Origin of the sequence: Paenibacillus sp. WLX2291 (assembly GCF_046603665.1) — a bacterium.
Taxonomy (GTDB): Bacteria; Bacillota; Bacilli; order Paenibacillales; family Paenibacillaceae; genus Saccharibacillus.
Genome location: NZ_CP176755.1, coordinates 1,077,299 through 1,103,767 on the forward strand (window position 1 = coordinate 1,077,299; position 26,469 = coordinate 1,103,767).

General features: G+C 47.5%; 17 protein-coding genes. 8 read left to right on the forward strand and 9 right to left on the reverse strand.

Annotation, left to right across the window (positions count from 1 at the left end; genetic code table 11):
• Window positions 1-2: 2 nt before the first annotated feature.
• The 8 genes from ACDE64_RS04715 to ACDE64_RS04750 form a co-directional block, all read right to left on the reverse strand.
• A complete protein-coding gene (locus ACDE64_RS04715; protein WP_411349155.1) occupies window positions 3-3,515 on the reverse strand; it encodes an alpha-mannosidase in 3,513 nt (1,170 codons plus the stop codon).
• Window positions 3,516-3,793: 278 nt separating this feature from the next.
• Entirely contained in the window at window positions 3,794-4,759 is a 966-nt protein-coding gene (locus ACDE64_RS04720; protein ID WP_411349156.1) for a carbohydrate kinase family protein, read from the reverse strand.
• 63 nt (window positions 4,760-4,822) lie between these two features.
• Window positions 4,823-5,728 carry a carbohydrate ABC transporter permease gene (locus ACDE64_RS04725; RefSeq protein ID WP_411349157.1) on the reverse strand — a complete coding sequence of 302 codons (906 nt, stop codon included), beginning with the start codon at window positions 5,726-5,728 and terminating at the stop codon, window positions 4,823-4,825.
• A gap of 168 nt (window positions 5,729-5,896) precedes the next feature.
• Window positions 5,897-7,621, reverse strand: coding sequence for an extracellular solute-binding protein (locus ACDE64_RS04730; RefSeq protein ID WP_411349158.1), 1,725 nt, complete (start codon window positions 7,619-7,621; stop codon window positions 5,897-5,899).
• A 47-nt stretch (window positions 7,622-7,668) separates the two neighbouring features.
• On the reverse strand, window positions 7,669-8,619 hold the full coding sequence (locus ACDE64_RS04735; RefSeq protein ID WP_411346695.1) for an ABC transporter permease: 951 nt from the start codon (window positions 8,617-8,619) through the stop codon (window positions 7,669-7,671).
• A 145-nt stretch (window positions 8,620-8,764) separates the two neighbouring features.
• Entirely contained in the window at window positions 8,765-9,529 is a 765-nt protein-coding gene (locus ACDE64_RS04740) for a sugar phosphate isomerase/epimerase family protein (RefSeq protein ID WP_411349159.1), read from the reverse strand.
• Complete coding sequence (locus ACDE64_RS04745; protein ID WP_411349160.1) at window positions 9,526-10,452, reverse strand: aldo/keto reductase; 927 nt, start codon at window positions 10,450-10,452, stop codon at window positions 9,526-9,528. Before ACDE64_RS04745 ends, ACDE64_RS04740 begins: the two co-directional genes overlap by 4 nt.
• A 603-nt stretch (window positions 10,453-11,055) precedes the next feature.
• Window positions 11,056-12,081, reverse strand: a complete 1,026-nt coding sequence (locus ACDE64_RS04750) for a LacI family DNA-binding transcriptional regulator (RefSeq protein WP_411349161.1) — start codon at window positions 12,079-12,081, stop codon at window positions 11,056-11,058.
• A 309-nt stretch (window positions 12,082-12,390) separates the two neighbouring features.
• On the opposite strand from ACDE64_RS04750, the gene ACDE64_RS04755 reads away from it, so the two are divergent.
• Window positions 12,391-13,308: a RecB family exonuclease gene (locus ACDE64_RS04755; RefSeq protein ID WP_411349162.1), complete on the forward strand. Its 918-nt coding sequence runs from the start codon at window positions 12,391-12,393 to the stop codon at window positions 13,306-13,308.
• A gap of 92 nt (window positions 13,309-13,400) precedes the next feature.
• Window positions 13,401-16,856 carry a PAS domain S-box protein gene (locus tag ACDE64_RS04760; protein ID WP_411349163.1) on the forward strand — a complete coding sequence of 1,152 codons (3,456 nt, stop codon included), beginning with the start codon at window positions 13,401-13,403 and terminating at the stop codon, window positions 16,854-16,856.
• A 136-nt stretch (window positions 16,857-16,992) separates the two neighbouring features.
• Here ACDE64_RS04760 and infC read toward each other — a convergent pair whose 3' ends face one another.
• A complete protein-coding gene (gene infC, locus ACDE64_RS04765) occupies window positions 16,993-17,472 on the reverse strand; it encodes a translation initiation factor IF-3 (RefSeq protein ID WP_411345343.1) in 480 nt (159 codons plus the stop codon).
• Between the two features lie 317 nt (window positions 17,473-17,789).
• Between infC and ACDE64_RS04770 the strand changes: the two genes are divergently transcribed.
• The 6 genes from ACDE64_RS04770 to ACDE64_RS04795 all read left to right on the forward strand — a co-directional run bounded on the left by ACDE64_RS04770 (window position 17,790) and on the right by ACDE64_RS04795 (window position 26,377).
• Window positions 17,790-19,175 carry an FxLYD domain-containing protein gene (locus ACDE64_RS04770; protein ID WP_411349164.1) on the forward strand — a complete coding sequence of 462 codons (1,386 nt, stop codon included), beginning with the start codon at window positions 17,790-17,792 and terminating at the stop codon, window positions 19,173-19,175.
• 13 nt (window positions 19,176-19,188) lie between these two features.
• Complete coding sequence (locus ACDE64_RS04775) at window positions 19,189-20,334, forward strand: S1C family serine protease (RefSeq protein WP_411349165.1); 1,146 nt, start codon at window positions 19,189-19,191, stop codon at window positions 20,332-20,334.
• A gap of 156 nt (window positions 20,335-20,490) precedes the next feature.
• A complete protein-coding gene (locus ACDE64_RS04780) occupies window positions 20,491-21,999 on the forward strand; it encodes a copper amine oxidase N-terminal domain-containing protein (RefSeq protein WP_411349166.1) in 1,509 nt (502 codons plus the stop codon).
• 687 nt (window positions 22,000-22,686) lie between these two features.
• The gene (locus ACDE64_RS04785; RefSeq protein WP_411349167.1) at window positions 22,687-23,655 is read left to right on the forward strand and encodes a hypothetical protein; all 969 of its coding nucleotides are present in this window, start codon (window positions 22,687-22,689) and stop codon (window positions 23,653-23,655) included.
• 321 nt (window positions 23,656-23,976) lie between these two features.
• Entirely contained in the window at window positions 23,977-24,957 is a 981-nt protein-coding gene (locus ACDE64_RS04790) for an aldo/keto reductase family oxidoreductase (protein WP_411350230.1), read from the forward strand.
• 1,057 nt (window positions 24,958-26,014) lie between these two features.
• The gene (locus tag ACDE64_RS04795; protein WP_411345348.1) at window positions 26,015-26,377 is read left to right on the forward strand and encodes a hypothetical protein; all 363 of its coding nucleotides are present in this window, start codon (window positions 26,015-26,017) and stop codon (window positions 26,375-26,377) included.
• Window positions 26,378-26,469 lie beyond the last annotated feature (92 nt).

A 26,469-nucleotide genomic window follows, 5' to 3' on the forward strand; every position in this document is an offset into this window, starting at 1 on the left:
ATTTATTCCTCCCGCAGTGAGATCAAGAAGGTGCGCAGCTCATATGGCGTAATCGTTATATGCAGCTCGCCCTGCTGCGAATCACCTGCTGGCTGTTCCATCAGATTGCATTCCTGCCATGACGCTATATCCAGATCGCTTGTAATCGTTAGCGGGGTGCGGATACCGCCGTATTCATGGATACGCAATACAATCTGGTTGGAATCTTCGGCTTTTTTAACTGCGTCCACCATAACATGCTCAGCTGAGAATGAGAACATGGAAAAGGACGACCAATCACTACTTGTCCCAGCGGATGAAGATACCGTTTGTGCTTGATATGACAACGTATCGTGTGTAGCGGCAGAGAAATTAGCTGCATCGGCAGAAGCAGCAACCGGGATCGTCGTTACCGGCTGATTGAGCTGCCATGCTGCCTGTACCGTGCCACCGTCCAGCCAGTCGCCGCCATGCGGGTACAGTGAGTACGTAAATTGATGCTGTCCGTAATCTGCCATCGGATCGGGATAAATAGCAGATTTGAGTAGCGACAGTCGGATCACATGATCTTTGATATCATAGCCGTATTTGCAATCATTGAGCAGACTGACGCCATAGTTGCGTTCCGACAGATCTGCCCACTGATGACCAACACTTTCAAAGCGTGCCCAATCCCAACTCGTATTCCAGTGCGTCGGACGCTTCACATTGCCAAATTGAATATCATAGGTCGCTTCGGTAGAGCGAATCTGTACCGGGAAAGCTACCTTCAGCAGCTTCTGCCGTTCTTTCCAATCGACATGCGTTACAAAATCGATCCGGCGATCATGACGGTAGACGATCAATTGCTGCGTAATGATCGTATCGTTGTAATGCCAGACGAATTGCACCACCGCGCGTAGCGCTCCTTGCTCCAGAAGCTGCACTTGTTGCAGATCGGCAATCTCCTGCATCTTTTCCTGATAAAAGATATCGATATCCCACGCATCAAAGTTCATCGGCTTATCCTCGAACAATTGCAGCACATTACCACGCTCGCCCGGTGTCAGCACTTCGCGATCATAATCCAGATCGGTAATAGAGATCAGTTGTCCCTGTGCATTCCATGTTAGTTCGTAATGCGGGGTACGCAGCACGCCATGTTCATAGGTGAATATAGAATCTTCGTCTGTCACCGAAGCGGTGTGAACGAAGGGGAGCTGGCTCTCATCCGTCGTATTGTTCTCATTTGTAGCGCCTGTCATACGCTCAGCATATTGTGCCTGTACAGCAGGAGTCGTATCCGTAGTAGCTAGTTGTACTTGCTGTTTGGCATAGTGAATCATAGTAGTACCGAGCGATGGAATGGTAGATGACTGTACGATCCAGCCGTCCGTTGTGTGTTGTGCTGCAAGCGGTTGCCCTTCGCTGTCGCTCCACACATAATCACCTTGCGCACACTGGTCATACGGAATATGCACCAGCGGTTTCAGCGCCCATGAGGAGCTGTTTAGAACAAGCAATGTTCCATTGTCACGTTCCGGTTCGGAATATAATGGAGAGGTGGAGCTAGTCTGATTCGCTGTACTAGCATCTACAGCAATGGTCTGATCTTCGACACCGATAACGTCAGTTTCGTTAGCCGCATATTCACCTGCCAACAATAGAGACGGAGAGAGTGGAGCTAGCGGAAGTTCTGCTCCCGCCGCTTCACGCCATACTTGTCGTCCGATCTGCTCCGCTTCGGCGTATTCTGCCGTACTGTCTTCGTACACCTCGGCAATGGACGAGCCGGGGATAATATCATGGAACTGATTGCGCAGGATGATCTTCCAGCCTGCTTGCAGATTCTGTGCCGGATACGACGACCAGTCGCCACTGTGCGCAATATTCAGCGTTTGCAGCCATTCGGCTTCCCGATATAGCAGCTCCAGCTTGCGATTGAGCTTTTTGTTGTACGCCTGACTGGTGTACGTGCCGCGATGATATTCCAGATACAGCTCGCCATCCCATGTATGCACATAGCTGTCCGTTTCGTGGAACGTCTGTTGCAATTTGTTAAAATAGTCATCCGCCCGTCCGCTCCGCACAACCGGTACGCCGGGAATACGGTTCAACTGGCGACGCAGCTCCAGCATTTCACGAGTGACACCACCGCCGCCGTCGCCGTATCCGTAGGAGATCAGCAGATTCTGATTCGCTTCTTTATCCTGATAGCTGTTCCATACGCCTTGTACAGTCTGGGCTTCCACCAACCCGTTGTACGTATAATAAAAGGAATTGCCGCCTTCCCAATCATCCGGTGTCGTGATGAAGTGGGTTAGCACCTCCGAGCCGTCAATCCCGCGCCAGCGGAACGTATCGCGCGGCATTCGGTTCACCTGATTCCAGCTAATCTTGGTCGTCATAAATGTATCAAACCCGGATTTGCGCAAAATTTGCGGCAATGCCCAGCTATAACCGAACACATCCGGCAGCCACAGATAGCTACTCTCCACGCCAAATTCCTCTTTGAAAAAGCGCGTACCGAGCAGGAACTGACGCACCAGCGATTCACCGGATGTCAGATTGCAATCCGCTTCTACCCACATGCCGCCACCCGCTTCCCAGCGTCCTTCTGCGATACGCTCCTTGATGCGCTCATACAATTCCGGGTAATCTTGCTTGATATATTCATAGAGCTGTGGCTGGGTTTGCAGGAAAATATACTCCGGGTCATGCTCCATCAGCCGCAGAACGGTAGAGAAGGAGCGCGCAGCCTTTTCGCGTGTATGCTTGAGCCGCCATAGCCATGCCACGTCGATATGCGTATGACCAACAGCGGTGACGAGTACAGGATGCTCTTTTTTCAACGTTTCTAGCTGTGCATTCAGCGATGCATCCGCCGTCTCTACCGAAGCGTAAAAGTCCGCCGAGCCTGCCACCGACCAATCCAGTCCACGGTATGTGTCGTTCAATAGCTTCAGCAGTGCAGAGCGTTCATACGCAGATTCCGGCAAAATGGCAATCGTCTGTAAGATCGCCAGCGACGTGTAATACAGCCGATCTGCTGCATGATCCAGCCAGCCGATACGTGAATCGCGAATGGTATGCGTCAACTCACGCGGCGCACCGCCGCCTTCCAGCCCTGACCACAGTCGAAAATCAAACCGTGCTTCACCGGTATAACCGACTGGTAAAATCAACTCGATATGATTGCTATCCACACCTTGAAACGGCTTGCCGTTCAAATAAGCAAGGCTTTCAAAGCCGCCATTGTTGCCGCCTTCTGTAGTGCCAAAATCAAACAGTCCAATGACCGTACGATCCTGCCACTCTGCTGGAATGGCAATCGTAGCGGATAGCCATATATAACGATCCCTGCCTGTCCAATGTTCGCCTTTGTGCAGCGTATAGGCAGCGGAATGTTCTTGTGATTCAGGCAACGGTGGATACGCACCGTTGATGCCTTCACGGTCTTCGATTGCAGTATACGACGGCACGACAAATAGTTCTCGATAACGGAGCGGTTCCAGTTGCTCCAGACGCTTGCGTAATTTATCCTCGGTAAAAAACATGAAGTTCCTCCTTCATCGTCAGAGCGTATAAGGGTATGGTGTATGTTGATACGGTTCTAGTATGATTGCGACCAATATTCGATCTTCCAAAAAAATAGGACAACCGGAGCGGGAGCGGTATCATCTGGTTGCCAATCGCGCCCAGCAACATGCAGTTCCCTGTTACAGCTTCCGGTTATCCCATTTTGATTGGTGATGCGATCCATTTTCGTTGCTTCATTACCAATGTATTCATGCGCTGCCGCGGATGTACCGATTGTTGCTAGCAATTGAACAGGCTATGCGATCACTTCCCAATCGTCCACAATTTGTCCGGCATGCTGTCTGATAAATTCCTGCACACCATCATGATGTGGAATACCTGTATTGCCGCCATATGCAGATACCGATAGCGCGCCGCACGCATTACCATATTGCAGACATTCGCCAGCAGTTTTCCCTGTTAACACGCCGTACATATATCCGGCGTTAAAGCTGTCGCCTGCACCCGTCGTATCGACAGCGGTGACGGCGTAGGCGGAGCGGTACGTACGATCAGCGTTGTGTACAGAGACTGCACCGCGCGAGCCCATCTTCACTACCAGATGCGAGGCGTGACTGCTCATCCGCTGAATCGCCTGATGAATATCCTGCCGCCCGGAATAATGCAAAGCCTCCAGTTCGTTTAGGAAAAAGACATCCACCTCACGCATCACTTCAAAGATGCCGCTGTACCATTCGCCGCTGTCATCCCAGCCGACATCGAAGGAGATGGTCGTGCCAAAGCTTTTGATTTTGCGGATCATCTTCATATAGGCATCATGATTGCGACTACCCTGATAACCGGTCATATGCACATGACGACCGTACCGCATACTATTTTCGTTTAGATCCTCCATCCGCACCTCGGCATTGGAGCCCATGTACGTAATGAAGGAGCGGTCATGCTCTGGATTGATGGCGATGGAGATGCCGGTGTTGTTATGCTGGCTCTGACGAATATAGGTCGTATCGATATTCAATTCGCTGAATTCGTCCAAAATAAACTGACCGTAATAATCGCTGCCCAGCACCCCGTTAAAAGCTACTTTCAGTCCTAGCTTGGCAAGTGCCATCGAGAACAGCGCTGCGCCGCCGCCGATGTGCACTAGCATATTGCTGACGAATACTTCTTGCCCCGGTAGAGGCAACTGGTCGCTTCCGGCGACAATCAGATCGATATTGGCATCACCGATGGAGACGACATCATATTGTTTGTTATTCAATGAACATCCCCCATTTTCGTTACAGGCATGACTTGGTATGATACGTTGCAAGATGATGGCCGATCAGCCTTTGACCGAACCGACCATAATGCCTTGGACAAAATATTTCTGGATAAATGGATATACGCTCGCAATCGGTACGATGGAGATCATAACCATCGCCATTTTCAGCGATTCGCTCGTTACGGTACTGCTGGCGCTCATCATGGCGTTCATGGACAGGTTTTTGCGCAGTGCTTCGGCGGCGGTCAGCATTTGCTGAAGCACCGTTTGCAGTGGACGCAGCTTCTCATCGGTCACATAGAATGCGCCGTAGAACCAGTCATTCCAGTGCATAACACCATTGAACAAACAGATGACCGACAATACCGGCATACTGAGCGGGAAATAAATGCGGAATAACACCTGAAAATCGTTTGCTCCATCGATCTTGGCAGATTCCTCCATGCTGGGATCAATCGAGCGGAAGAACGTACGCACTAGAATGAGGTTCCATGCGCTATACAGCGTCGGTACGATATACACCCAGATCGTATTGTTCAGATGGAACATCTTCAATACCATGAAAAAAGGAATGATCCCGCCATTGAACAGCATCGTGAATACGATAAAAATACTCGCTGCGCCGACACCCGGCAGATTGCGGTTTTTCAATGCAAATGCCGCCATGGCAGTTAAAAAGACGCTGAGTGCTGTACCGACAATGGTGCGGAATAGCGTCACTTCCAAGCCTTGCACAACCGCCGGATTTTTGAATACTTCGATATAGTTGGAGACGGAGAAGACGCGTGGCCAAAAAGCGATCCCGCCGAGCGAAGCATCCTTGCCGTCATTGAGCGACAACGCCAGAATGTTAACCAGCGGCAGCAGAATGATCAGCGACAGCAGGGCAAGCAGCATATAGTTGACGATATTGGCAATGCGCTCGTTGATGGGCGTTTTGCCGACAGCGTGAGCCTGTTGATCCATATTCAATACCTCCGCTTCAAAATAAGGATGGGGGATGGTATGCATCCCCCGATGATTGCCTGTCAAAGGTACATGTTGCACACATGGGTTCATTCCATCAAGTAAACGATAGATGATCGAGCCTTGTATCCGAAACGTACTGGATACCAGAATGCTGAGCAATGTCGATTAGAAGAATGCGTCGATATAGAACACAACAGATGATGGGTCCTGATCGTATTTTTGCTGCAAATATTGCTCGAATTGGTCGACACCGGCGGCTTTGAGCTGGGCGCGGTAATCGTCGAGAATCTTCTGCGCTTCGGTCATATCGCTGGCGAAGAAAGCTTGAACGAGCACGTCTTTGTACGAATCAAGAACCGGCTTCAGCGATGCTTCGATATCCGGCACTTCAGACAGATACGAAGCGGCGGTGTAGCCATCCCAATATTTGTACTTCGGATTGCCATCATTCATCAATTCAAAATACAGTTTGTAACGATCTGGTTGGGAATTGGCACCACGGATCAATTCGCCAAAGTCTTTGTTGTTATTCACATCCGTTTTGCCGAGCAGTCCGCCCCAGAAGTAAGGGATCGTATTGCGCTCATCCTGCGGGCTATTGTCGAGGATCGATTTTACTTTGTCAGTGTAAATATATTGACCTTTGTCATTGATCGTATAGTCGTCGCCTTCGATACCGTAGTTCCACAGTGCTTTGCCTTCTTTGCTGGCAAGGTAGTCAGCGAATTGTACGATTTGCTCTGGATTCTCGGTCGTGGATGGAATTGCCCATACTTGGTTACCGTATTTGCCTTTTTCGTAAATCTCGTCTTCGCCTTTGTAGTTGTACATTTGATCCATTGGCAAGTACTTCGTTTTCTCGAACATGGTCAATGCGTCTGGGGCGATATTCATGTAGGAGGAGATGGCGTAGGAACCGTTATTGTAGGCTTCTTCCGCACGCACGCCGTCCATATTGAATGCTTCTTTGTCGAGCAAACCAGCTTTCAGCAGCTTTTGGACAAATTCGATACTTTTCAGTGCATAGTCAGTTTCGGCAACGTGTTTGACTTTGCCATCCAGCACGTCGAATTGGGTGCCGTTACCGAAGTCGTAGTTTTTGAACAGGGTGCTGGTTACTTGACCGCCCCATTTACGTGGACCGATAACGGTGATTGGCTTGCCATTGTTGTCTTTGAAATTACCAGCTTTGATCTTGAGCGCCAGATTGTACAGATCGTCCTCGGTTTTGATAGAGGAAGGATCAACGTTCAGCGCTTTGGCAATATCAGCTCTGATCCACAGACCAGCACGGTAATGCAGACGATCCTGATCAGTTGTATCTTTGGATGGGATATTCATATGGATAAAGTACACTTTGCCGTCAAAGTCCGGGCGGAACATAATGTTCTCACGCGTATCGCGTGGCAGGAAGTCGGGATCGAGATAGTTTTTGAGTACTTTGGTATTTTTTAGATAAGGGCTGAGATCGGTGAACATGCCTTCGCGTGCAGCCTTGAGCAGGACTGGCATTTCCGGGCGTCCGCCGTGATCCAGATACGCTTCGATCACATCGGGCAAGTCGCCAGTAGCGAGCGCTACGGTCAGTTCTTGCAAGCCATCGGCAGCGCCACTGGATTGCCAGTTGATCGTCATACCGGTTTTTTCTTTGATTTTCTGAGCGACCGGGTTGTTCACCTGATCATCCGGCAATTGCGCACCGTCACCTTCTAGGAAAATTCGACCGGTCAGATCGCGGTTGGCGATAAAGCCGCCTTCACCCGCTTTGCGACCATCAGCGGCAACCGTACTGGCACCATCATTACTGTCGGACGAACAGGCGGACAGCACAACAACCATCATCAGCAGCAGGGACAACGTAAGGGACAAGCGACGCGTAATCTTTTTCAATGAAATCACCCCAATGAATTATTGAAATTGCAGGTGTGCAGAGAATCCTACCAGAGGCTGGATTCGTTTTTGCTGAAACGCTTGACCAGATAGTTGGTCACGATAACGAGGATCAATCCAACCAGACCTTGCAGCAGTCCGACAGCGGCACCATAGCCGTATTGTCCCTGCATCATACCGACACGCAGTACATACGTATCCAGAATATCGGAGAAATCGGAGTTGCCTGCTGTCCGCAGCAGCCAGTTCTGTTCATACCCCGTTGTCAGCAGACTACCAATATCAAGAATAAACAAGATGGCGATAGTCGGACGAATCGAAGGAAGCGTAATATGCCAGATTTTGCGCCATTTGCTGGCGCCGTCCATCTCGGCAGCTTCGTACAGCGTCGGATCAATACTTGCCATAGACGCGAGGTAGATAATCGAGCCCCAGCCGATATTTTTCCATACATACGTCACGAACATGATCAGATAGAAATAATGACCGTCCATCATATAAAAGGTACTGCTATCTCCGCCAAGCGCCGCCATAAACTGGTTGAAGATACCGTCATCCGGTGCCAGTACTTTGGTCGTGAACGCTGCGACTACGACCCATGAGAGGAAGTAAGGCAGATAGGAGATCGTCTGGGTTAACGATTTGAACCATTTGGTGCGTAGCTCGTTCAGCATAAGCGCCAGCAGAATCGGGAATGGGAAGTAGACGATGATTTTCAAAAAGCCGACGATAAAGGTGTTCAAAATGAGCTGTGTAGCGTCCGGGTAAGAGAAGAACAGTTTGAAATAACGCAATCCCACCCACGGGCCGCCGAACATGCCGCCGTTAAAGCGGAATTCCTTGAACGCCATCACGAGTCCCGCCATTGGCAGGTAAGCGAAGATGGCAAAGAAGATCAGACACGGCAGCAACATGATGTACAGATAGCGGTTGGCGACGATGATTTTCCATAGACCTGCCGAGGAGGCTTTTTTCGCCTTGGTCTTTTTTTTCGACATCGAATCCAGTTCGGCTTGCATGACATGTCTCCTTTCAAACGTGCATCATACGTGGAGTTGGTTACATACCTCAGTTCGTTGTTACATGATTTAAAGTGATCATATGCTAACTATCGAGTTATTGCGCTTGCAGGTCATTACGATGTTAGCGCAGCGGCATAATCAGCTGTTCCAAATATCGTAGACTCTGCTCCAGACTGTCTAGCGGTGAGCCGGGACAATAATCTTGTTCGACGGCGTAGAACTGAACGCCATTCTGTTCGCCCCATTGCAGCACAGGCACGAAGTCGATCATTCCACTGCCAATCTCAGCAAAATATTCCTGTCCGTCAGATGTCATATCCTTCAGATGTAGAATTGGCATGCGTCCACTATACTGACTAATGACGCTCAGCGGATCACGTCCTGCCTTCTGCACCCAGTAGGTGTCGATCTCGGCGTACACCGGAGCATGTGGATCATAATCCAGCAAATATTGCAGGGCGTACTGTTCACCTATCATCGTATGGAATTCCCAATCATGATTGTGAAAGCCGGCCCGATAACCGCGCGGCGAGACGAGGGAGGATACATTACGTAGCTCGCGTCGTACAAATTCGTATCCGGCAGCGTTCTTATGTTCATCCGGCAGTGAGTGGCAAATAATATCCGGCGTCTCAAACAGATCGGCTTCGCGCAGCACATTGTCCAGATCGTTGCGCATGCGTTCTAGCCCGACGTGCATACCCGCCGTTTTCAATCCAAGTTCCTTGACAGCGGCAGCAATCTCCACCGGATCATTGCCATGCAGACCGTCGATCTGAACTGCTTTCCAGCCCATCTCTGACAGTAGCTTCAATGTGCCGATATAATCCTGTTTTAATTCATTGCGTACGGTAAATAATTGCGCCGCCAGTTTGTCCTGAATCATGCTCGTTCCTCCTTCTCCAGATTGATCCATTGCAGCTCGTCATCAGAAATGTTCAACTTCAGCACATCTAGCGATTGAGCCAGCTCGTTGCTACTGCGAGGCCCGATAATGGCAGCAGTAGGGAAGGGACGATGCAGGACAAAGTAGAGCGCGATCTGCGTCGGTGTTACATTATGCTCCTCTGCCAGCTGTACCGTGCGGCGATACCGTTCCCAGTTGGATTCACTGTAATACACGCGTACCATTTCTTCATTGGAGCGATCCTCTGGCGAGAACGCACCGGAGAAAAATCCGCCCGCCTGCGCCGACCAGGATAGTAACGGTAACTGTGTGCGTGTATGCCATTGAACAGTATCATCATCTGCGGATACACATCCGGGCCAGCGTGCTTCCAGCGCGACCGCGAGCGACAGGTTTGGGCTGTTGAAGCGAAAGCCTTGCAATCCGTTAGCAGCAGCATACTCGTTCGCTTCTTGAATTCGTTGCCAGCTCCAGTTGGATGTGCCAAGTGCGCGAATCCGTCCGGCTTGCAGATGTTCATTCAGGGTATCGATGATTGGCTCCACTGGTACATCGGCATTGTCGCGATGCAGAGCGTACAGATCAATGTGATCGGTACGTAGTCGTTCCAGACTGATGAGCAGATCGTGTGTAATGTTATCTGGTGTGACACGCGGCGTTGGATCGCCTTTGAGTGGATGACAACATTTACTAAGCAGTACAAGCTGCTGACGATTCCCCTGTTCATTCATCCAGCGCCCGATGATCTCCTCGCTGCCGGTATACTGATACGCCATATCAATGGTCGTACCACCAGCGGCAACAAATTCATCCAATGCCCAGGTGCCGTCCATTCTGGATAGATCGCCTGTGCCGATAATGAGCGGCGATATCGGGATTCCAGCTACAGTTACATTGGTCAAGTGAACATTCCCCCTGTTTTCTGGTATCGATACCAGATGTAATTTCATAGCCTTGCGCCAAGTTGTGCAATCAGGATGATACTCTTGCTAATGATGTTCTGGTATCGATTCCAGAAAGTCGAGTTATTTGTAAATGACTAACCATCTGAAATCGATACCAGATACGTACAAAAGCTGTAAACCTAAAAAGTGGATGAAGGATGTGTATACGATATAAACCGGGTGAATGATCATGCGCAATGGATGATGGGGTCGTGGAGGAAAGAACATTCATACGGGTATAACCAGAATACGTAATGAATGAGAGCGATAAGAGCATAATCTGACATGAAATGATGATTATAACGAGTGCGTAGAGAGTGAGGTAGGTTTTAAAGGTATTAATGTAAACTTGTCTTACATAAATGACCCTAAACATAAGATTTAGATTCGACAAATTCTGTTGATATGAGACATTATATTACGCATGATTTCAAATTGACAAGTAAAATTTTAAATTTGTTCTCTGTCTGGTAACGATACCATATTTTTTTGTAAGCGTAAACATTTATCTTGCATAGCCCTGCGGCAAAAAGGGGCATGCCCATGGCACGAACCCTTCTTTTACACGGAAGCAGAGGACGGGATGATTTTGCAGCTTTCACGCACGACCAATTGATGTTGTAGCATGATGTCGGCGCGGGGTTTGTTTTTGGCATGAATAATGAGTCGGTGCAGATTTTCCAGTGATACCTGACCCATCTCATAGATTGGCTGTTGCATTGAAGTGATAGATGGACGCACAATATCGGTAATATTGCTGCCGTCAAAGCCCATAATTGAGATGTCCTGTGGCACACGCAACCCGCGATCCAGTGCGCAGTTCAGTGCACCAACTGCCATATCGTCACTGGCGGCAAACACTACGGTCGGTCGCTTGCTCAGACGTAGCAGCTCATCCATCAGCGCATGTCCGCTCGGCAGCTTGTAATCGCCAAATTTAATATATTCATCAGGAACATGAATACCGTGTTTGTTCAGTGCATCGCGGAATCCGTTGTAGCGATTTTGCCCGGACGTTACATCTTCCAGATCGCCGCCGAGATACGAGATGTCTGTATGCCCGGACTGAATCAGATATTCGGTTGCATCGAAGGCAGCCTTATAGTCGTCGATCAATACGGAGACAAATGCCGGATCAGGCGATTGCACACTGGAAAATAGCACAGGCATCGTCGCATTGCGGATAAACTGAACGATCTCATCATTCGTTTTCTCGTGCATAATAATAATGCCTTCCACACGCATCTCCTGAAAAATATGCAAGTACTTCAATTCCTTGCCCAGATTCTCGGCGATATTGCAGACGATCAGGTTATAGCCGTATTTGCTTGCCGTCTCCTCAATGCTGCTCAGAATGGTGGAGTAGAAGTTGGAAGTCAGATCCGGTACGATCACGCCAATCGTGTTCGTTTTTTGCTTTTTGAGGCTGCGAGCGATGTGGCTAGGGGAGTATTTTAGCTCCTCGATTGCCTCATTCACACGTTGCAGAATGTCTTCACTGACATACTTTTCTCCGTTCAGCACCCGGGAGACACTGGTTACGGATACGCCTGCGCGCTGGGCGACGTCTTTGATTTTCACGGTCAAATGGTTCAGCTCCCTTCATGGAACAAATGGAAATAGGGTGCATAATGTATGCGATTGGGTCTTAGTATCATATTTTGACGATTGCATTCCTTTTCGTCAATCCACAAACCCCATAATCTGCAAAATTTAGCATTGTATGCAGCATCAGGGAAAATTGCAGAATGCATAGGGAGTTCTGCCGCGTGGTCTGGTATAATTTAAAAGCCGTAAGATATTTTACAACTATAAGTAACTTCTTTTCACGATACCGAGCGTTTCAAAATGCTAAGCACGGTATATGTTGAATTTTATACAGAAAGGCTGTCTGGAATGGCACAATACCCACAATGGTCCTACTCACAATCCAGGGCTAATATGTTTGATGAATGTTTGCGTAAGTATTATTTTCACTATTACGCCGCTCATAACGGTTGGAATGATCGACTTGGTTCACCGGAGCAGGTACATGCGTATCGGTTGAAGCAGCTGCGTAACTTTTACCTGCTGTTCGGTGATCTGGCGCATCGGATGTGTGAATCGGCACTCCGCCAGCTGAATGATGGCAAGCAGGCACCGCGTCCTGAATTTTTGTCGCAAACGATGCGGCAGCTGCTTAACGATGCGTATGTGCAATCCAAGGATCGCGACGCATGGCTGCGCAATCCGAAACAGCATATGATGCTGTCCGAAGTGTATTACGGCGATGATACGTTATCTAGTCGCATCTCCACGATTCGCGAGCGACAGCAGGAATGTGTGCGTCATTTATATGCTACTCGTACTTGGCAGGAAGTGAGCCAACCGGGCATGAATATACTGGAAATTGAGAAATGGGATCATCTGATTCTGTTTGATACCAAAGTCTATGTCAAAATGGACTTACTATACCGTCGACCAGATCACAACGTGGTCATTGTGGATTGGAAAACCGGACGCGAAGATGACTTTTCCGATCAGCTGTATCTGTACGCTTCTTATGTGCAGGAGAAATACAATTTGCCGCTGGATCAGATCGTCATTCGAGTGGAATATCTGGTCACTGGTGATCATCAGGAATATAGCGTCACCCGCGAGGATATTGACCGGGTGGAGCGTAATATTGGCAGCTATATTCAAGAAATGAAGTCCTGTCTGGACGACGATTATTACAATCGCCCCAAGCCGGAAACGTTTTTTACCCCAATGCCTTCGGCACGCAAATGTAGGGATTGTAATTTCCGTGAGATGTGCAGCGCCAGTGTAGTCTGAGCGCGATTGTACTGGAAAAGAAATCCATTGCCAGCGTGCAAACGAATCTATTGATATCAAATCAGCCGTAAAGGAATAAGGAGGTTGGACTAGTGGATACAGGTTGTGCACCAGACATGTCCCTGTTAATGCATATATACCGGCATATCCCAACTGGAATCGCCGTCTTTTCACCGCAAGGCGACTGCTTGTATGTGAATCCAGCATTATGCGCATTGCTGGATGAAGAGGAGGGACGACTGCGTACCCGGCTGAATGAGCAGCAACTTGCTCCGATCTGGCTGAATAACCGCCAAGAAGAAGTCGTGGAGCGGCGCATGCTTCGTGGGGATCGGCAACCGATCTGGCTGTCGCTGCATGCTTCCTTTTATCCAGAGCAGTCGGATGTACCGCTGCAATATATGATTCTATATGCGGAGGAAATCACCGAACAGCCAGAACCGATTTCGCAAAATCTATACTCGCTGGTCACGCAACATGGTGCTGGTATTGTAGCCGTCAGCTCACCGGATGGTGAAGTGCTGTATGCTTCGTCGTCCATTCGTAATGTACTCGGCTATGAACCGGAAGAAGTCGTCGGTACGAGCTATACGTTGTACTGTCATCTGGATGAACAGGCACCTGAACAGGAGCGTTTGCAGCAAGTGGAACGGACATTCATTCGCCGCATTCGGCATAAGGACGGGCATGACGTCTGGCTGGAAGGGTTTGTCCAGCGGCTGGATGAGGAGAAAGGAAAGCAATCGCGTATTTTGTGTATTTTACAGGACGTAACATTGCGCAAAACGCAGGAGGATATCGTCTCGCGCGCACACCGCATGGCACGAATCGGAGCATGGGACTGGGATATGACAGCAGGCAAAATCCACTTCTCCGAAGACGTACTGCGTATCTTCGGTCATGTGATGAAGCCGGTAGAATATACAGCAGATGCGTATCTGTCTACTATCCATCCTGACGATCTGGAGTATGTGAGCGAATGCTTGAATCGAGCGCTGGCGCTGGGCGAAAGTGGAGCGAACACGTATCGCATCGTATTGCCAGATGATGTACAAAAGACAGTACAAACGCGCTGGGAAGTCATTACTGACAAGCAAACCGGCAAGCCCCTGCAAATCATCGGTATCGCGCAGGATGTGACCGAACAATACATGATGAGTGAACAATTGCGCATTAGCGAGCACAATTATCGTATGATTACCGACCATTCGCTTGACCTGATCTCGCGTCATCTGGACGATGAAGCATGTACGTTTCTGTACGCTTCGCCTGCCAGCTTGACCTTGCTTGGTTACCAGCCGGAAGAGATGGTGGGCGAAGCTTGCTTTGATCATGTGCATCCTGACGATATTAACAAGCTGCGTGCTTATGTGGAGCATATTCGTACGCTAGACAGCCATCACAGCGATACACTTGTCTTTCGTTATCGTCATAAAAATGGCAATTACGTCTGGTTTGAAACGTTAAGTCGGTACATGTACAACGAGCAGGAGAAGCGGTACACCTACACCGCCGTTTCTCGTGATATTACCGAGCGCAAATATTTGGAGATGGTACTGCGTGACAGTGAACACCGCTACCGCTCTCTGTTTGAAAATAATCCGTCCGGCGTATGTGCCGTTGATCTGGATGGTCATTTCCTGTCGGTGAATAGCAGTCTGGAAGAATTGACCGGCTATTCGCGTCATGAACTGATCGGTATGCGCGTCTTTTCCTTTTTCAGCAAATCGGATACTCGTAAAATTCGCTACCATGCCGATCTAGCTCGTCAAGGCGTACCGCAGATGTACGAAGTGAGCATTCTGCGCAAGGACGGTTCCCTCTTCTCGGCGGATGTAGTGAATGTGCCGATTATGTCCGAAACAAAAGTAATCGGTCTGTACGGCATCGTGACAGAGACGACCGAATTGAAACGATATATTCATATGATCGAGAAGCTTGGTAACGAGCGTGCACTTATTCTGGATTCCGTGTCTGAAGGTATCTTCAGCGTGGATGCTGATGGCAAAGGTATCTTCATCAATCGTACGGGTGCCGAGATGTTAGGACTGAATATGTACCAGCTGGATGAGCAGGATCAAGCAGGTCAGCCAGAATGGCATAAAGGCTATTATAATTTCGACGTGCTGAACGAGCAATCCCCGATCATTCAGGCGATTCGTCAAAGCAAACCGCATCTGGAGCAGGAGACGGTATTTTGGAAAAGCGACGGTTCTAGCTTCCTCGCTGCCTATCGGGTAAACCCGGTATATGAGCAGGGCGAGCAGCGTGGAGCGGTTATCGTCTTCCGCGATATTACCGATCAGAAGGAAATTTTGCGTGCCAAAGAATCGGCAGAGCGTGCCGACCGTGCCAAGTCGGAATTCTTATCGGTAATGAGTCATGAATTACGTACGCCGATGAACGGCATTATCGGTATGACCGGGCTGTTGGCGGATACTGAGCTGGATGAGCAGCAACATAGTTATCTGGATATTGTAATCAATAGCAGTGAGACATTATTGCAGCTGCTCAACGAAATTCTTGATTTTAGCAAAGTGGAAGCTGGCATGTTAACACTGGAAGCAGAGCCATTCCAGATGGCAGTGATGCTGGATCATGTTGCTGAGCTATTCCTGCTACGGGCAACCGAAAAGCAAAATGTATTAACGCTCAATATCGATCCCGATCTACCGGAATTGCTGCTTGGCGACGAGGGGCGGATTCGTCAGATTCTGGTAAATCTGGTCGGCAATGCGGTTAAGTTTACCGAGCAGGGGCAGATTATGGTTAGTGTTCGTCCACTAAGCCGAGAAGAAGGGCAAACGTCGTGTCAGAAAGATATCTGGTTGGAATTTGCTGTGAGCGATACGGGCATCGGCATCGCGACAGAGCAGCAGCATCTGCTGTTCCAACCGTTCTCGCAGCTGCATCCAGTCTGGAACCGCAAGTATGGAGGCACCGGGCTTGGTTTATCCATTTGCCGCAAGCTAGTAGAGCTAATGGGCGGTACGATTGATGTGATCAGTCAGGAGAATCAAGGCTCTACCTTCCGCTTCGTATTGAAGCTGGAAACACTCCAACCTGTCATTCCTGATTTGCCGGATATCGTCAATCGTTTGGCGGAGCAGGAATCGTCTATACTGGTAGCAGAAGATTCCTTTTCCGAATTGCGCATTCTGATTGCCGAAGATCATCCATCCAACCAGCGTGTGCTCACGTCCATGCTGCAACGACTTGGCTGCACTGCTGATATGGTGGTGAATGGACTGGAAGCGGTGCGACTTGCGACCGAGCAGCCGTATGATCTGATTCTGATGGATGTGCAGATGCCGGAAATGAACGGAATCGAAGCAACGCAGCGTATTTTGCAGCACTATGCACAGACGCTGGATGCCGAGCCTCGCATCGTCGGAATTACCGCTTTTGCACGGCTGGAAGATCGGCAGCGTTGTCTGGAAGCGGGCATGCACGATTTTGTCAGCAAACCGATTATGAATGCGGAATTGCGTCGTGTGCTGGAGGAATGCAGTCGATTGGTAGCAAGCCGTCATGCCGAACAGCAATAGAGAGCCAGTCAGATCAATACGGGCATGTTTATACAAACAGCCTTATCCTTTTCCATTCACATCATGAATGGGCAGGATAAGGCTATTTATGTTGCAGATGAAACGAAAGGAATCGCGATGATACGCTACTGGCTGACTACTTGCTAGAATCGAGCTGTACCATCGCTTGCTTGCCACTCACCTGAATACCAGTAGCTGGTTTGCCATAAGGCTTCAATTCGCTGATCAGTTCTTCCAGCAGTTTGCGTGCTGTTGCCGATTCCTTGCTGTTCTTAGTCTTCACGACCAGTTGCACAGCATTGCCGGATTGCAGCAGACGCTCCGCCTGATTCTTTTTCGTATCGAGATCGTGATCTTCAATCTGAGCGGTCAGCCGGATTTCTTTCACTTTGACAGGGCGATCTTTGCGTGCTTCTTGTTGCTTTTGTTGTTTGGCAGCGCCAGCACCGATCAGCTGACATGGTGGCGGGCTGCTGAATAACGATGTGCAGACGAGATCGACTTTCGATTTGCGTGCCAATTGCAAAGCTTCCACTGTTGGCATAACGCCCAGATCTTCACCGTTTATGCCGGTTACATGTACCTCGGATGCTTTGATTTTCTCATTTTTGATCATATAAATATCCTCCACACCGCATTGTTGACAGGGGCAATGCGGGATTTAATAAAATAGTTTGCTTCTCGTTCTATAGTTGGCGATGATAAGCATGCACATAGTACTGCAATGCAACCTATTCCATCTTAAAGACAATCCTTTGCAAATACAAATCATTCCTGCGTCCATAACAGGAAATAATAACCTGAAATTCAATGAAATATGATATATTTTAATCAAAATAAAGATTACATTCCAAGACAGCATCAGGCGTACAGTATCGAAGCATCGCTATCAACGATGCGGTCAAAAGACAAGCCTGTATGCAACAGGGGGTTATGATGTACTGCAATCAATGTGGTTCCAAACAACCGGATGACGCAGTGTTTTGCAATCAATGTGGTGCTCGGATGCAGCCGGATACCGGAAGTACACCGTCAGTTGATCCATTCGTGGATTCGCCTAACGCGGAAGCAGTAGACTCACCTTCATCAGCAGCCGATGAATCGCCATTGTCACCGGAAGCACGCAACGATCTCTACCCTTCAAGAGCAGAGCAGGAAGATAGCGAGCATACAGCTACTCTTGTGCCATTGTATGACGCTGGGCATCGACCAGATCGTACGTCCGAATTGTCGGACAGTCTAAGTCGTAATGATCGCCAACCACGATTTCTTCGATTGCGAAAAGCATTGCCGTGGATCGTACCGATCATTGTACTAATTGTCGCCATCATATGCGTGAACGCGCGGTACGAACATGAACAGCAGGTGAACCGCCAAGTGTCAGCATTTCACCAGCAGGCGCAGCAGCTTGCTTTGCAGGGCAAGTATGACGATTCGGAGCAGCAGTTGCAATCCGCACTGAATCTGCGCCCTGCGCACAAGGCGTTATCATCCGATCTGACCATCGTGCAGACTGCACATCGTATTCACGACAAGCTGCAAGCCGTATCCTCTCGCTTAAAGCAAAATCAGCTCGCTCCTGCGGAAAAGTCGCTGACTACCTTGCAGCAGACGCTGGATAAGCGTCAAGAATCCATTTTTGCCCGCGAGAAAAAGCTGGCTGCTCGCAATCAGGATCTGCTGGCAGTGCTCAAGGTCAAGCAGGAGGTGGATGGGCTTGATACGGTAGAAGCACTAGCGTACAAGCTGGATGAAGTGGAGCGCCTCGACAGCAGCGAAGCCGATGAAGTGAAGACGCTCATCGTAGATAAAATCGTCAATCTGAGTCTGAAAAACGCTGAAAATCTGCTACAAAAAAACGACTTTACCGCAGCTACCGATACCGTTAAGCTGGGACTGCAATACGACGAAAACAACGACAAGCTAACATCGTTACAGAAGCGTATTGCATCCCAGCAACAAGCATTTGAGCAGGCAGAGCAGCAGCGGATTGAACGCGCTGTGCAGCAGGCAGAACAAGAAGACCTCAATAATCGTACTGCCGCTGTAGAGCCGTCTGATGTCAGCGCTGTGTTGAACGAATATGGAGATATCGAGATTTCCGGCAGTGTAGAGAATGTTGCTACACGTTCGATCTATTCGGTCGATGTGGAATATTCCGCTTATGATGCCAATGGTAACTATCTGTTCTCTTCATCAGCTGTCGTTGAGCCGTATTATTTACAGCCAGGTGAGAGTGGATATTATAGCTCTTACGAATATGGCTGGTACGAGCAAGTGACGATTCAGGTAGATCATATTACCTGGTATCTAGATTGAGGGGGCGGAGCAGATGAGCAAATCATGGATCATTAGCAGTATTGTCAGCGTGTTAATCGTTGCTGCGAGCATCGGCTCGATTCTGTATATCAATCGTGCTGTACCACAGCAGTTGTCTTCCAAGGTGCTGCTTGCCGACGCTACAGCGAGCAAAGCCTCAGCAACAGCAAGTGGAAGTCAGAAGCTCAAAGATGTCATTTTCACCACGCAAAAAAAAGTCGTTATGCTGGAAACGGAAGCAGGTTCGCTCGGTTCAGGCTTCCTGTATAACAAGCAAGGCGATGTCATTACCAATGCTCATGTCGTGTCCGGCGTGAAGCAGGTCAAGGTAAAAACGGCAGATGCGCGCATCCTGACTGGTACGGTGATTGGCATTGGTACGAAGACTGATATCGCATTGGTGCGTGTACCGGAGCTGGCGGGAACAGAGCCATTGCAGCTATCGTCACAAAAAACGGCGGAGGTCGGCGACGAGGTGCTGGCACTCGGCAGCCCGCTCGGTCTGCAAAATACGATCACAACTGGCATCATTAGCGGCGTAGGACGTGACTTTACAATCGATCCCTACGTATACCGCAATCTGTACCAAATATCCGCGCCGATCGCGCCGGGCAATAGCGGCGGACCGCTTGTTCAGGCGGATACTGGCGAAGTGCTAGGCATCAATTCTGCGATGGCGAGTGAATCGAATACGATTGGATTCAGCATCCCGGTATCTGAGATTCAAGATACGGTGCAGCAATGGTCTGCCAAGCCGATGAGCGAATTGCCGGAAGCAATAGAGTCTGCTGACGAAGACATTGAACCATCAGAAGAGATGTCTGAGGAAGAGTATGGAGAATATATCGTCAGTTACTTTTATGAGAATCTGAATATGCAGGATTATGTGACTGCCTATTCGCTGCTCGGCAGTAACTGGCAAGGGCATACCGATTATGCAGAATTTCGGCAAGGCTATATGAATACTGGTTATGTGAGCATCGATTCTATCACGTCCACCACTTCCGGTGATCAGGTGAGCGTCACCGTACAGATTACCGCCGACGAGCGCAAGGACAATACCAATGTGACCAGTATGTACAAGCTGACGTATGTAGTCGGCTACGAGAATGATATATTGAAAATCATCAGCGGCAAAGGCGAAAAGGTGCAGAACTGATCTGCCCTTTCGCCGGAATCCAAGCGGTTATATTGCAAAGTATCCAATCGCCTGCATGACGATAAATTACAATAGATATTGCTGTCCCATTCGTTTTACAAAACCTGTGTAAACTGGGATAATGAAAGCGAAGTCAACTATAGAAAGGGGAACATTATGCGAAAAAAAAGAACGACCTTGTGGACAGTCCTTCCGCTCGTATTGCTGCTTATTGTGCTGTCTGGTTGTCAATCCGTAGGTAGTCTGGATATCCAAAAAGCGATGGTCAGCAACTTGGATGTACAGTCGATTGAATCCAATCAAACCTTGTCGGTGCATCTGACACCTGCATCTTCCGCCAGTGCACAAAATGTGATGATTGCGGAGGTACTGAACAACAGCAAGCTGATTATCGATCATGCCAAAATGGAAAGTCCAAGCGAAATGTCTCTAACCGGAGCAGTCGAATATGTTGGACAACGTCTTCCGTTCCATCTGTATATGAATAATGATGGAGTTACGATTGATCTGGAAGGAGCCAAGCAGCCCATATACATATCTTATTCACTCTACGAGCAGGCTACAGGGCTGAGTGGTGTAGGCTTTAACTTTGCGGCAGTGCAGGAACAACAACGTGAATTTACAAAAGTTGTGGCTTCGTTCCTGTTCAAACATCTGCCGAACCCATCCAATATTGCGGTCGATTCCGTGAGTACAGACGTATACGGAGAAACACTGGATCTGACTCGTCTGCATACAGAACTAGATGGCAAAGAAGTATTGGAACTGGTGAAGCCATTCCTGACCAGCATGACGGCGGATGAGCAAGGAATCAAGGATCTGATTGGTGCATTCTATGATTATTATGCGCCTATTATTGCTCAAAGCAGTGCAGACAGCGAATCTTCAGCCGCATCTATGTTTGGGGATCGGGATACCTTTGTTCAAGACGGATACACTTCCGTGAAAGAAACGCTGGATGAAGTATTAAAAGAGTATGATCAGAACATCGCCGATCTGAAACAAGACGAGAGCTTCAACACCGTCTTCGGACCGGAGACACGCGTAACAGCAGATGTATACTTTGACAGCGATCTGCATGCACGCAAGCAGAATTTGGATGTGACGATTGCATTACCAGCGGATGGATCGCTGGATTACACCTCCATTAATATTCATACCGAAAGTGATGCATGGAATATTAACGGTAGCGTCACTGCCGAGCCAGTCGATGTGAGCGGCGGCACGCTGAATATTAGCGAAAATACAACGCCGGGAACGATTCTGCGCAATTTTGATTCGTCATCCCCAATCTTCAAATTGCTCAACTTAGCAGACATTAGCCGCAAAACAGTCTATATCGGAGACTACTCCGACTACGATGATATTATCGTGCGTAACAAAATTTCCTATATCCCTGCCAAAGATCTTGCTGAAGCATTGGATGCCAAAATGCAATGGAATGCGTCTACCAAACAATTGTCCTTCACCGACGATATCACTGGTGCAGTAACAGTGCTGAAGGTCAATTCCAAACAGGCAACGGTAGATGGTCAGGCAAAAACATTGCCAGCGAACGTTATTCAAGTCAAAGGCAAAACGTATGTACCAGTGCGTGCGGTTGCGGGATTCCTTGGGGCTACAGTAACATCCAGCTATGGGGACATCGTGATCGAACGGAAATGATCATACTCGTATAATCAACCATATCAGAATAACGAAAAGGGCAATTCCAAAAGACGGAATTGCTCTTTTTTTGACGATTTCTTTTTACATCATTGCGAAAAAGGGTATATATATACTTCAATCGTTGTCGCATAAAATCGAAATACGCTGATATACGCCCTATTACTTATTTATCAATTGCAGGATTTTTACAAAAAACAGAGATATTAGGAGCAATTAACAAAATAATAATAAATAAGCATTTTGCATCATTTCAACCCGGATGGTAAGGGCTAAAATTTAGGCATACATACAATAGATCGTTGTTATATCTATCATTTTACACTGAAATGAACAGACAGCAGATGCGACAGTATAACATTACGGTACAGAAGGGAGAAATGAGACTTCAGCAAACAATTAATAAATTACACAAAATAATATTTATGTAATAAAGTGAGTCAATTATGAAAAAAATGGTTATTAAACCGTCATGGTAAATGTATTCATTCGTACGTTCGCAATGAGCTGGACAGGCTGAGTGCAATTAGGGGACGCAATACATTGTCTCATCCGTCCAAAACATATGGGGGAACGCAGTAGCGGAATCATCATGATTTCTGACATGCTACATAGGCAATCCTAATCCGGCGATGAATGGACATCACACATGGCGGCAATCAAGCCAAATCAAAGGAGATAGACATCATGGGATTGTTAAATAAACAAAATGGGTTATTGTTGGCTGGAACATTGCTGGTAGGAACATGGTTTTCAGGTGGAACGGCATCTGCGCTATCGTATAGTAGCGATGTCGTTCCAACATTGACATCCAATACTGGTAGCAATGGTGCAGCGAGCGCAAGTGTAGAGGAAAGTGGTCATGAAGCATGGCGTGCCTTTGACGATACGGTTACAGCAGATAGTTACTGGCGTGCTCCGGCGGGAGATACATCCCGCATTTCATACCAGTTTAACGATAAACGTACGATTACCAAATATACAGTGCAAGCAGCTACGTACGATACAGATACTGCACCAAAAGATTGGGTATTTGCAGGCAAAATCGGTAACAACTGGTTGGAGATCGATCAGCAGTCCGGCGAGAAGAACTGGAAACCCGGTGAACGCAGAACATTTGAAGTAGATAACGATGTTGCTTATAGCGGTTATGCTCTGTTCATTTCGAACAACAATGGCGGCGATTGGGTTGCTGTCGATGATCTGGAACTGACGCAGTTTGAGAATAATTACAATCTCGTACCGCCTACACCTGCTCCAGCAACTGGCAAGGCAAGTGCTTCGGTAAATGCTGAGAACGCCTGGAAAGCATTTGACCATTCGACTGCTGGAGATAGCAGCTGGGTATCCGATTCGCAGCGGTATGTCGATGCCTCGCTGTCGTATACATTTGATCGTCCAACTGTGGTCAAAGGATATTCGTTAACTGTAAACACGAAGTCCAATGCACCTACATCGTGGATTTTGGTTGGTTCTAACGATGGCGAACAGTGGGAAGAAGCAGTTCATGAAGTGCCTTCCGCTATGCGCTGGGAAGCTGGCGTTGCCAAAGCCTATGCAGTTGATAACACCAAAGCCTACAAAACATACAAACTGATCATTAGTCGTAACAGTGGTCCTGCACAGGTCAGCATCTCTGAGCTGGAACTGTATTAAGCCCAAATGTAAGATGAATATCAAGTGTATGAATGAACAAATGATTCATACAAACGCATCGTTATAGATGCAATATGCAAACCCTGCTATCAATCACAATATAGACTTCAAGCCTGTCGGTTCGCAGACCGCACAGGCTTTTTGTTTTATACCTATTTGATTTCATGTTGTTTCATTCTCTACTATATAACATACACAAGCTACGAAATGACATACGCAGATATGAATAAGAACGTTCTATTGTAATATAGTCTTCATTTGTGCGAACATGGTAACGTATGAACAGCAACGCAAGAGACAACAGAATGGGAGGAACGAATGATGAACAAAGTAATGCCACTCGTTCGACGTGGTGTAAATGCAAGCCGTCTGGCGCTAGGCTGTATGCCGTTTGGCGGTAGCTGGGATAGCGAGCCATTTACTGAGCAGCATGTAAAAGAAGCAGAAGCGGCGGTGGAAGCAGCGCTAGAGATCGGAATCACGATGTTTGACCATGCGGATATTTATACGCGCGGCAAGGCGGAGCAAGTATTCGGTCGTATTTTGCAAGCCAAGCCGGAATTGCGCGAACAGATCATTATTCAATCCAAATGCGGCATTCAGCTGTCGGATGATCAATTACCGGGACGGTTTAACTTCTCGTATGATCATATTGTGCAATCGGTGGATGATAGTCTGGAGCGTCTGGGAATTGACTATCTGGATGTATTGCTGCTGCATCGTCCCGATCCGTTAGTAGAACCGGATGAAGTAGCGGAAGCATTGGCTGTACTGAAAGCAGCCGGGAAAGTTCGCTATTTTGGCGTTTCCAATATGAGTGCACCGCAGATTGAATTTTTGCAGCAGGCGATACCGGATTCGTTTGCCGTGAATCAGCTGGAGATGAGTCTGGGACATCTACATTTTGTCGATCAGGACATTCATGTCAACCAGCAGGCAGGTACCAATGTTCATTTTGGCTCTGGACTAATGGAATATTGTCGTAGTCGTCATATCCAGCTACAAGCATGGGGACCTCTGGCTCAGGGGAAATTCTCCGGTCGCAATGTGGACGATCAACCGGAACATATTCGCCAAACGGCTGCCCTTGTACAACAGCTGGCAGATCAAAAGGACACAACCCCGGAAGCGATTGTACTCGGCTGGTTAATGCGTCATCCAGCGATGATTCAGCCTATTGTCGGCACGACCAATCCAGAACGGATCAAAGCTTGTCAGGATGCAGAACATCAGGCAGAACAGATGAGCCGGGACGAATGGTATCAACTGTACACAAGTGCACGCGGGCAAATGGTTCCTTAGTCGAGTGGAGAACATAAGGTCATAACTGGTATAATAGATAAAATAAGCATACGAATCTTCACTATCTTTAGATAAGTTAAAAGCCGTTTTCTCGCCAGCCCGGTGTGGATGGAGGAAGGCGGCTTTTTGCTTACAAATTTACAAAGTGATCAAGTCACAAAGTCGCACCTTGATATAGTTACAGAGTAATAGATCTACAGATCTATCGTATGTACATACCATTGCTATAGTTGCCCTAGCTGGACTCTGGAGCATCTCCATTATGAGAAAAGCGAAATCAATACTGCTGCTAGTCACCTAGCTATTTACGTAAAAACGTATCTGTAACTTTTGGAGAATAAGGAGATATTACAAGTAATAAAGGATAAACCTCACATCGAAGTGGAGAAAATCAGCCCTATTGCAAGTTTTAAATATGAAAATAACGGATTAATAATTTACAATTTTATGGATTAAATAGGAACATGTGTTTTTTAATTGGAATATTTATCTTAATAAATGACAGTCAGAACGCTTTTGTAACCAAATTGTAATAATTTAAATCGCTTACGTAGCAAGGAAATCACAGCAAAAATTTTTACTGAACTATGTAAAATGGCGATTTGCGTATCACTTGTTAAAAACCTTATTATACCAGGGGTTAAAACACTTTATACACTTATAACATCACAAAAATGAGATAAGAATCCCAACGATTCCTTATATACCAAGGAATCATGCATTTCAAAAAAAAATCAATCAATCGCATAAAATGGAAAAATTATCATGTAAATTATTCTTTTTGCGTATATAATATGTTCAAACGAAGCAAAGTTATTCAAAACGAATAACATTTGGGTAAAGGTAACAATGGGATTGCGTCGTGAGTTATTTCATTGATTAAACTGTCGTTTATTCGAAAATCCGTCGTCAGGGTAGCTTTACTGCCAGCGTACAAACTGGAACTGCCTTAATTACTGAATTTATTCTCGCAAAACCGTAATTTCCAAATTTGAATATACGGGTGATAAAAATGATCAACCGATCTCTTCCCGTCTTTATAACGGGAGGTACAGTGGTGAAGCATTATGAAAAAAAGGCTAAGACACTTACTGAATTTGATAATGAACTGAATCAGCAACGTGCACAGGACATTTATATAGAAGGAGAACCGAAGCAAGTCATCCCTTCGGTGTATAACAATCCTATTACAATGGTAGATCAGCTGCCGATCGTAACACCTTCCGAATCGGAAACAATCAGTATTGCGGAATTGCAAATGTTTACTCGTCAATATGGTCAACGTGCCCAGCAGTATGAGACGCAAGCGCAAGTGCTGAAAAAGCAAAGTGAACAGCTGCGCAATGAATCTCTCTCTTTGCTTAGTCGCAAAGACTGGCTGGCTGAAGATTGCCGACGTGCCAATATGAAGGTTCATTAAAAGCATTGCTTTGTATGAACGATGAACAATGATGTGTACAAATCTGTAAATACACACGATACATACAGAAGATGACGCAATGCTAATGATGA

Bases quoted from the DNA above. Each gene is read 5' to 3' on its own strand.
- ACDE64_RS04715 (WP_411349155.1), bottom strand. From the start codon at position 3,515: ATGTTTTTTACCGAGGATAAATTACGCAAGCGTCTGGAGCAACTGGAA.
- ACDE64_RS04725 (WP_411349157.1), bottom strand. From the start codon at position 5,728: ATGGATCAACAGGCTCACGCTGTCGGCAAAACGCCCATCAACGAGCGC.
- ACDE64_RS04735 (WP_411346695.1), bottom strand. From the start codon at position 8,619: ATGTCGAAAAAAAAGACCAAGGCGAAAAAAGCCTCCTCGGCAGGTCTA.
- ACDE64_RS04740 (WP_411349159.1), bottom strand. From the start codon at position 9,529: ATGATTCAGGACAAACTGGCGGCGCAATTATTTACCGTACGCAATGAA.
- ACDE64_RS04755 (WP_411349162.1), top strand. From the start codon at position 12,391: ATGGCACAATACCCACAATGGTCCTACTCACAATCCAGGGCTAATATG.
- infC (WP_411345343.1), bottom strand. From the start codon at position 17,472: ATGATCAAAAATGAGAAAATCAAAGCATCCGAGGTACATGTAACCGGC.
- ACDE64_RS04770 (WP_411349164.1), top strand. From the start codon at position 17,790: ATGATGTACTGCAATCAATGTGGTTCCAAACAACCGGATGACGCAGTG.
- ACDE64_RS04775 (WP_411349165.1), top strand. From the start codon at position 19,189: ATGAGCAAATCATGGATCATTAGCAGTATTGTCAGCGTGTTAATCGTT.
- ACDE64_RS04780 (WP_411349166.1), top strand. From the start codon at position 20,491: ATGCGAAAAAAAAGAACGACCTTGTGGACAGTCCTTCCGCTCGTATTG.
- ACDE64_RS04785 (WP_411349167.1), top strand. From the start codon at position 22,687: ATGGGATTGTTAAATAAACAAAATGGGTTATTGTTGGCTGGAACATTG.
- ACDE64_RS04790 (WP_411350230.1), top strand. From the start codon at position 23,977: ATGAACAAAGTAATGCCACTCGTTCGACGTGGTGTAAATGCAAGCCGT.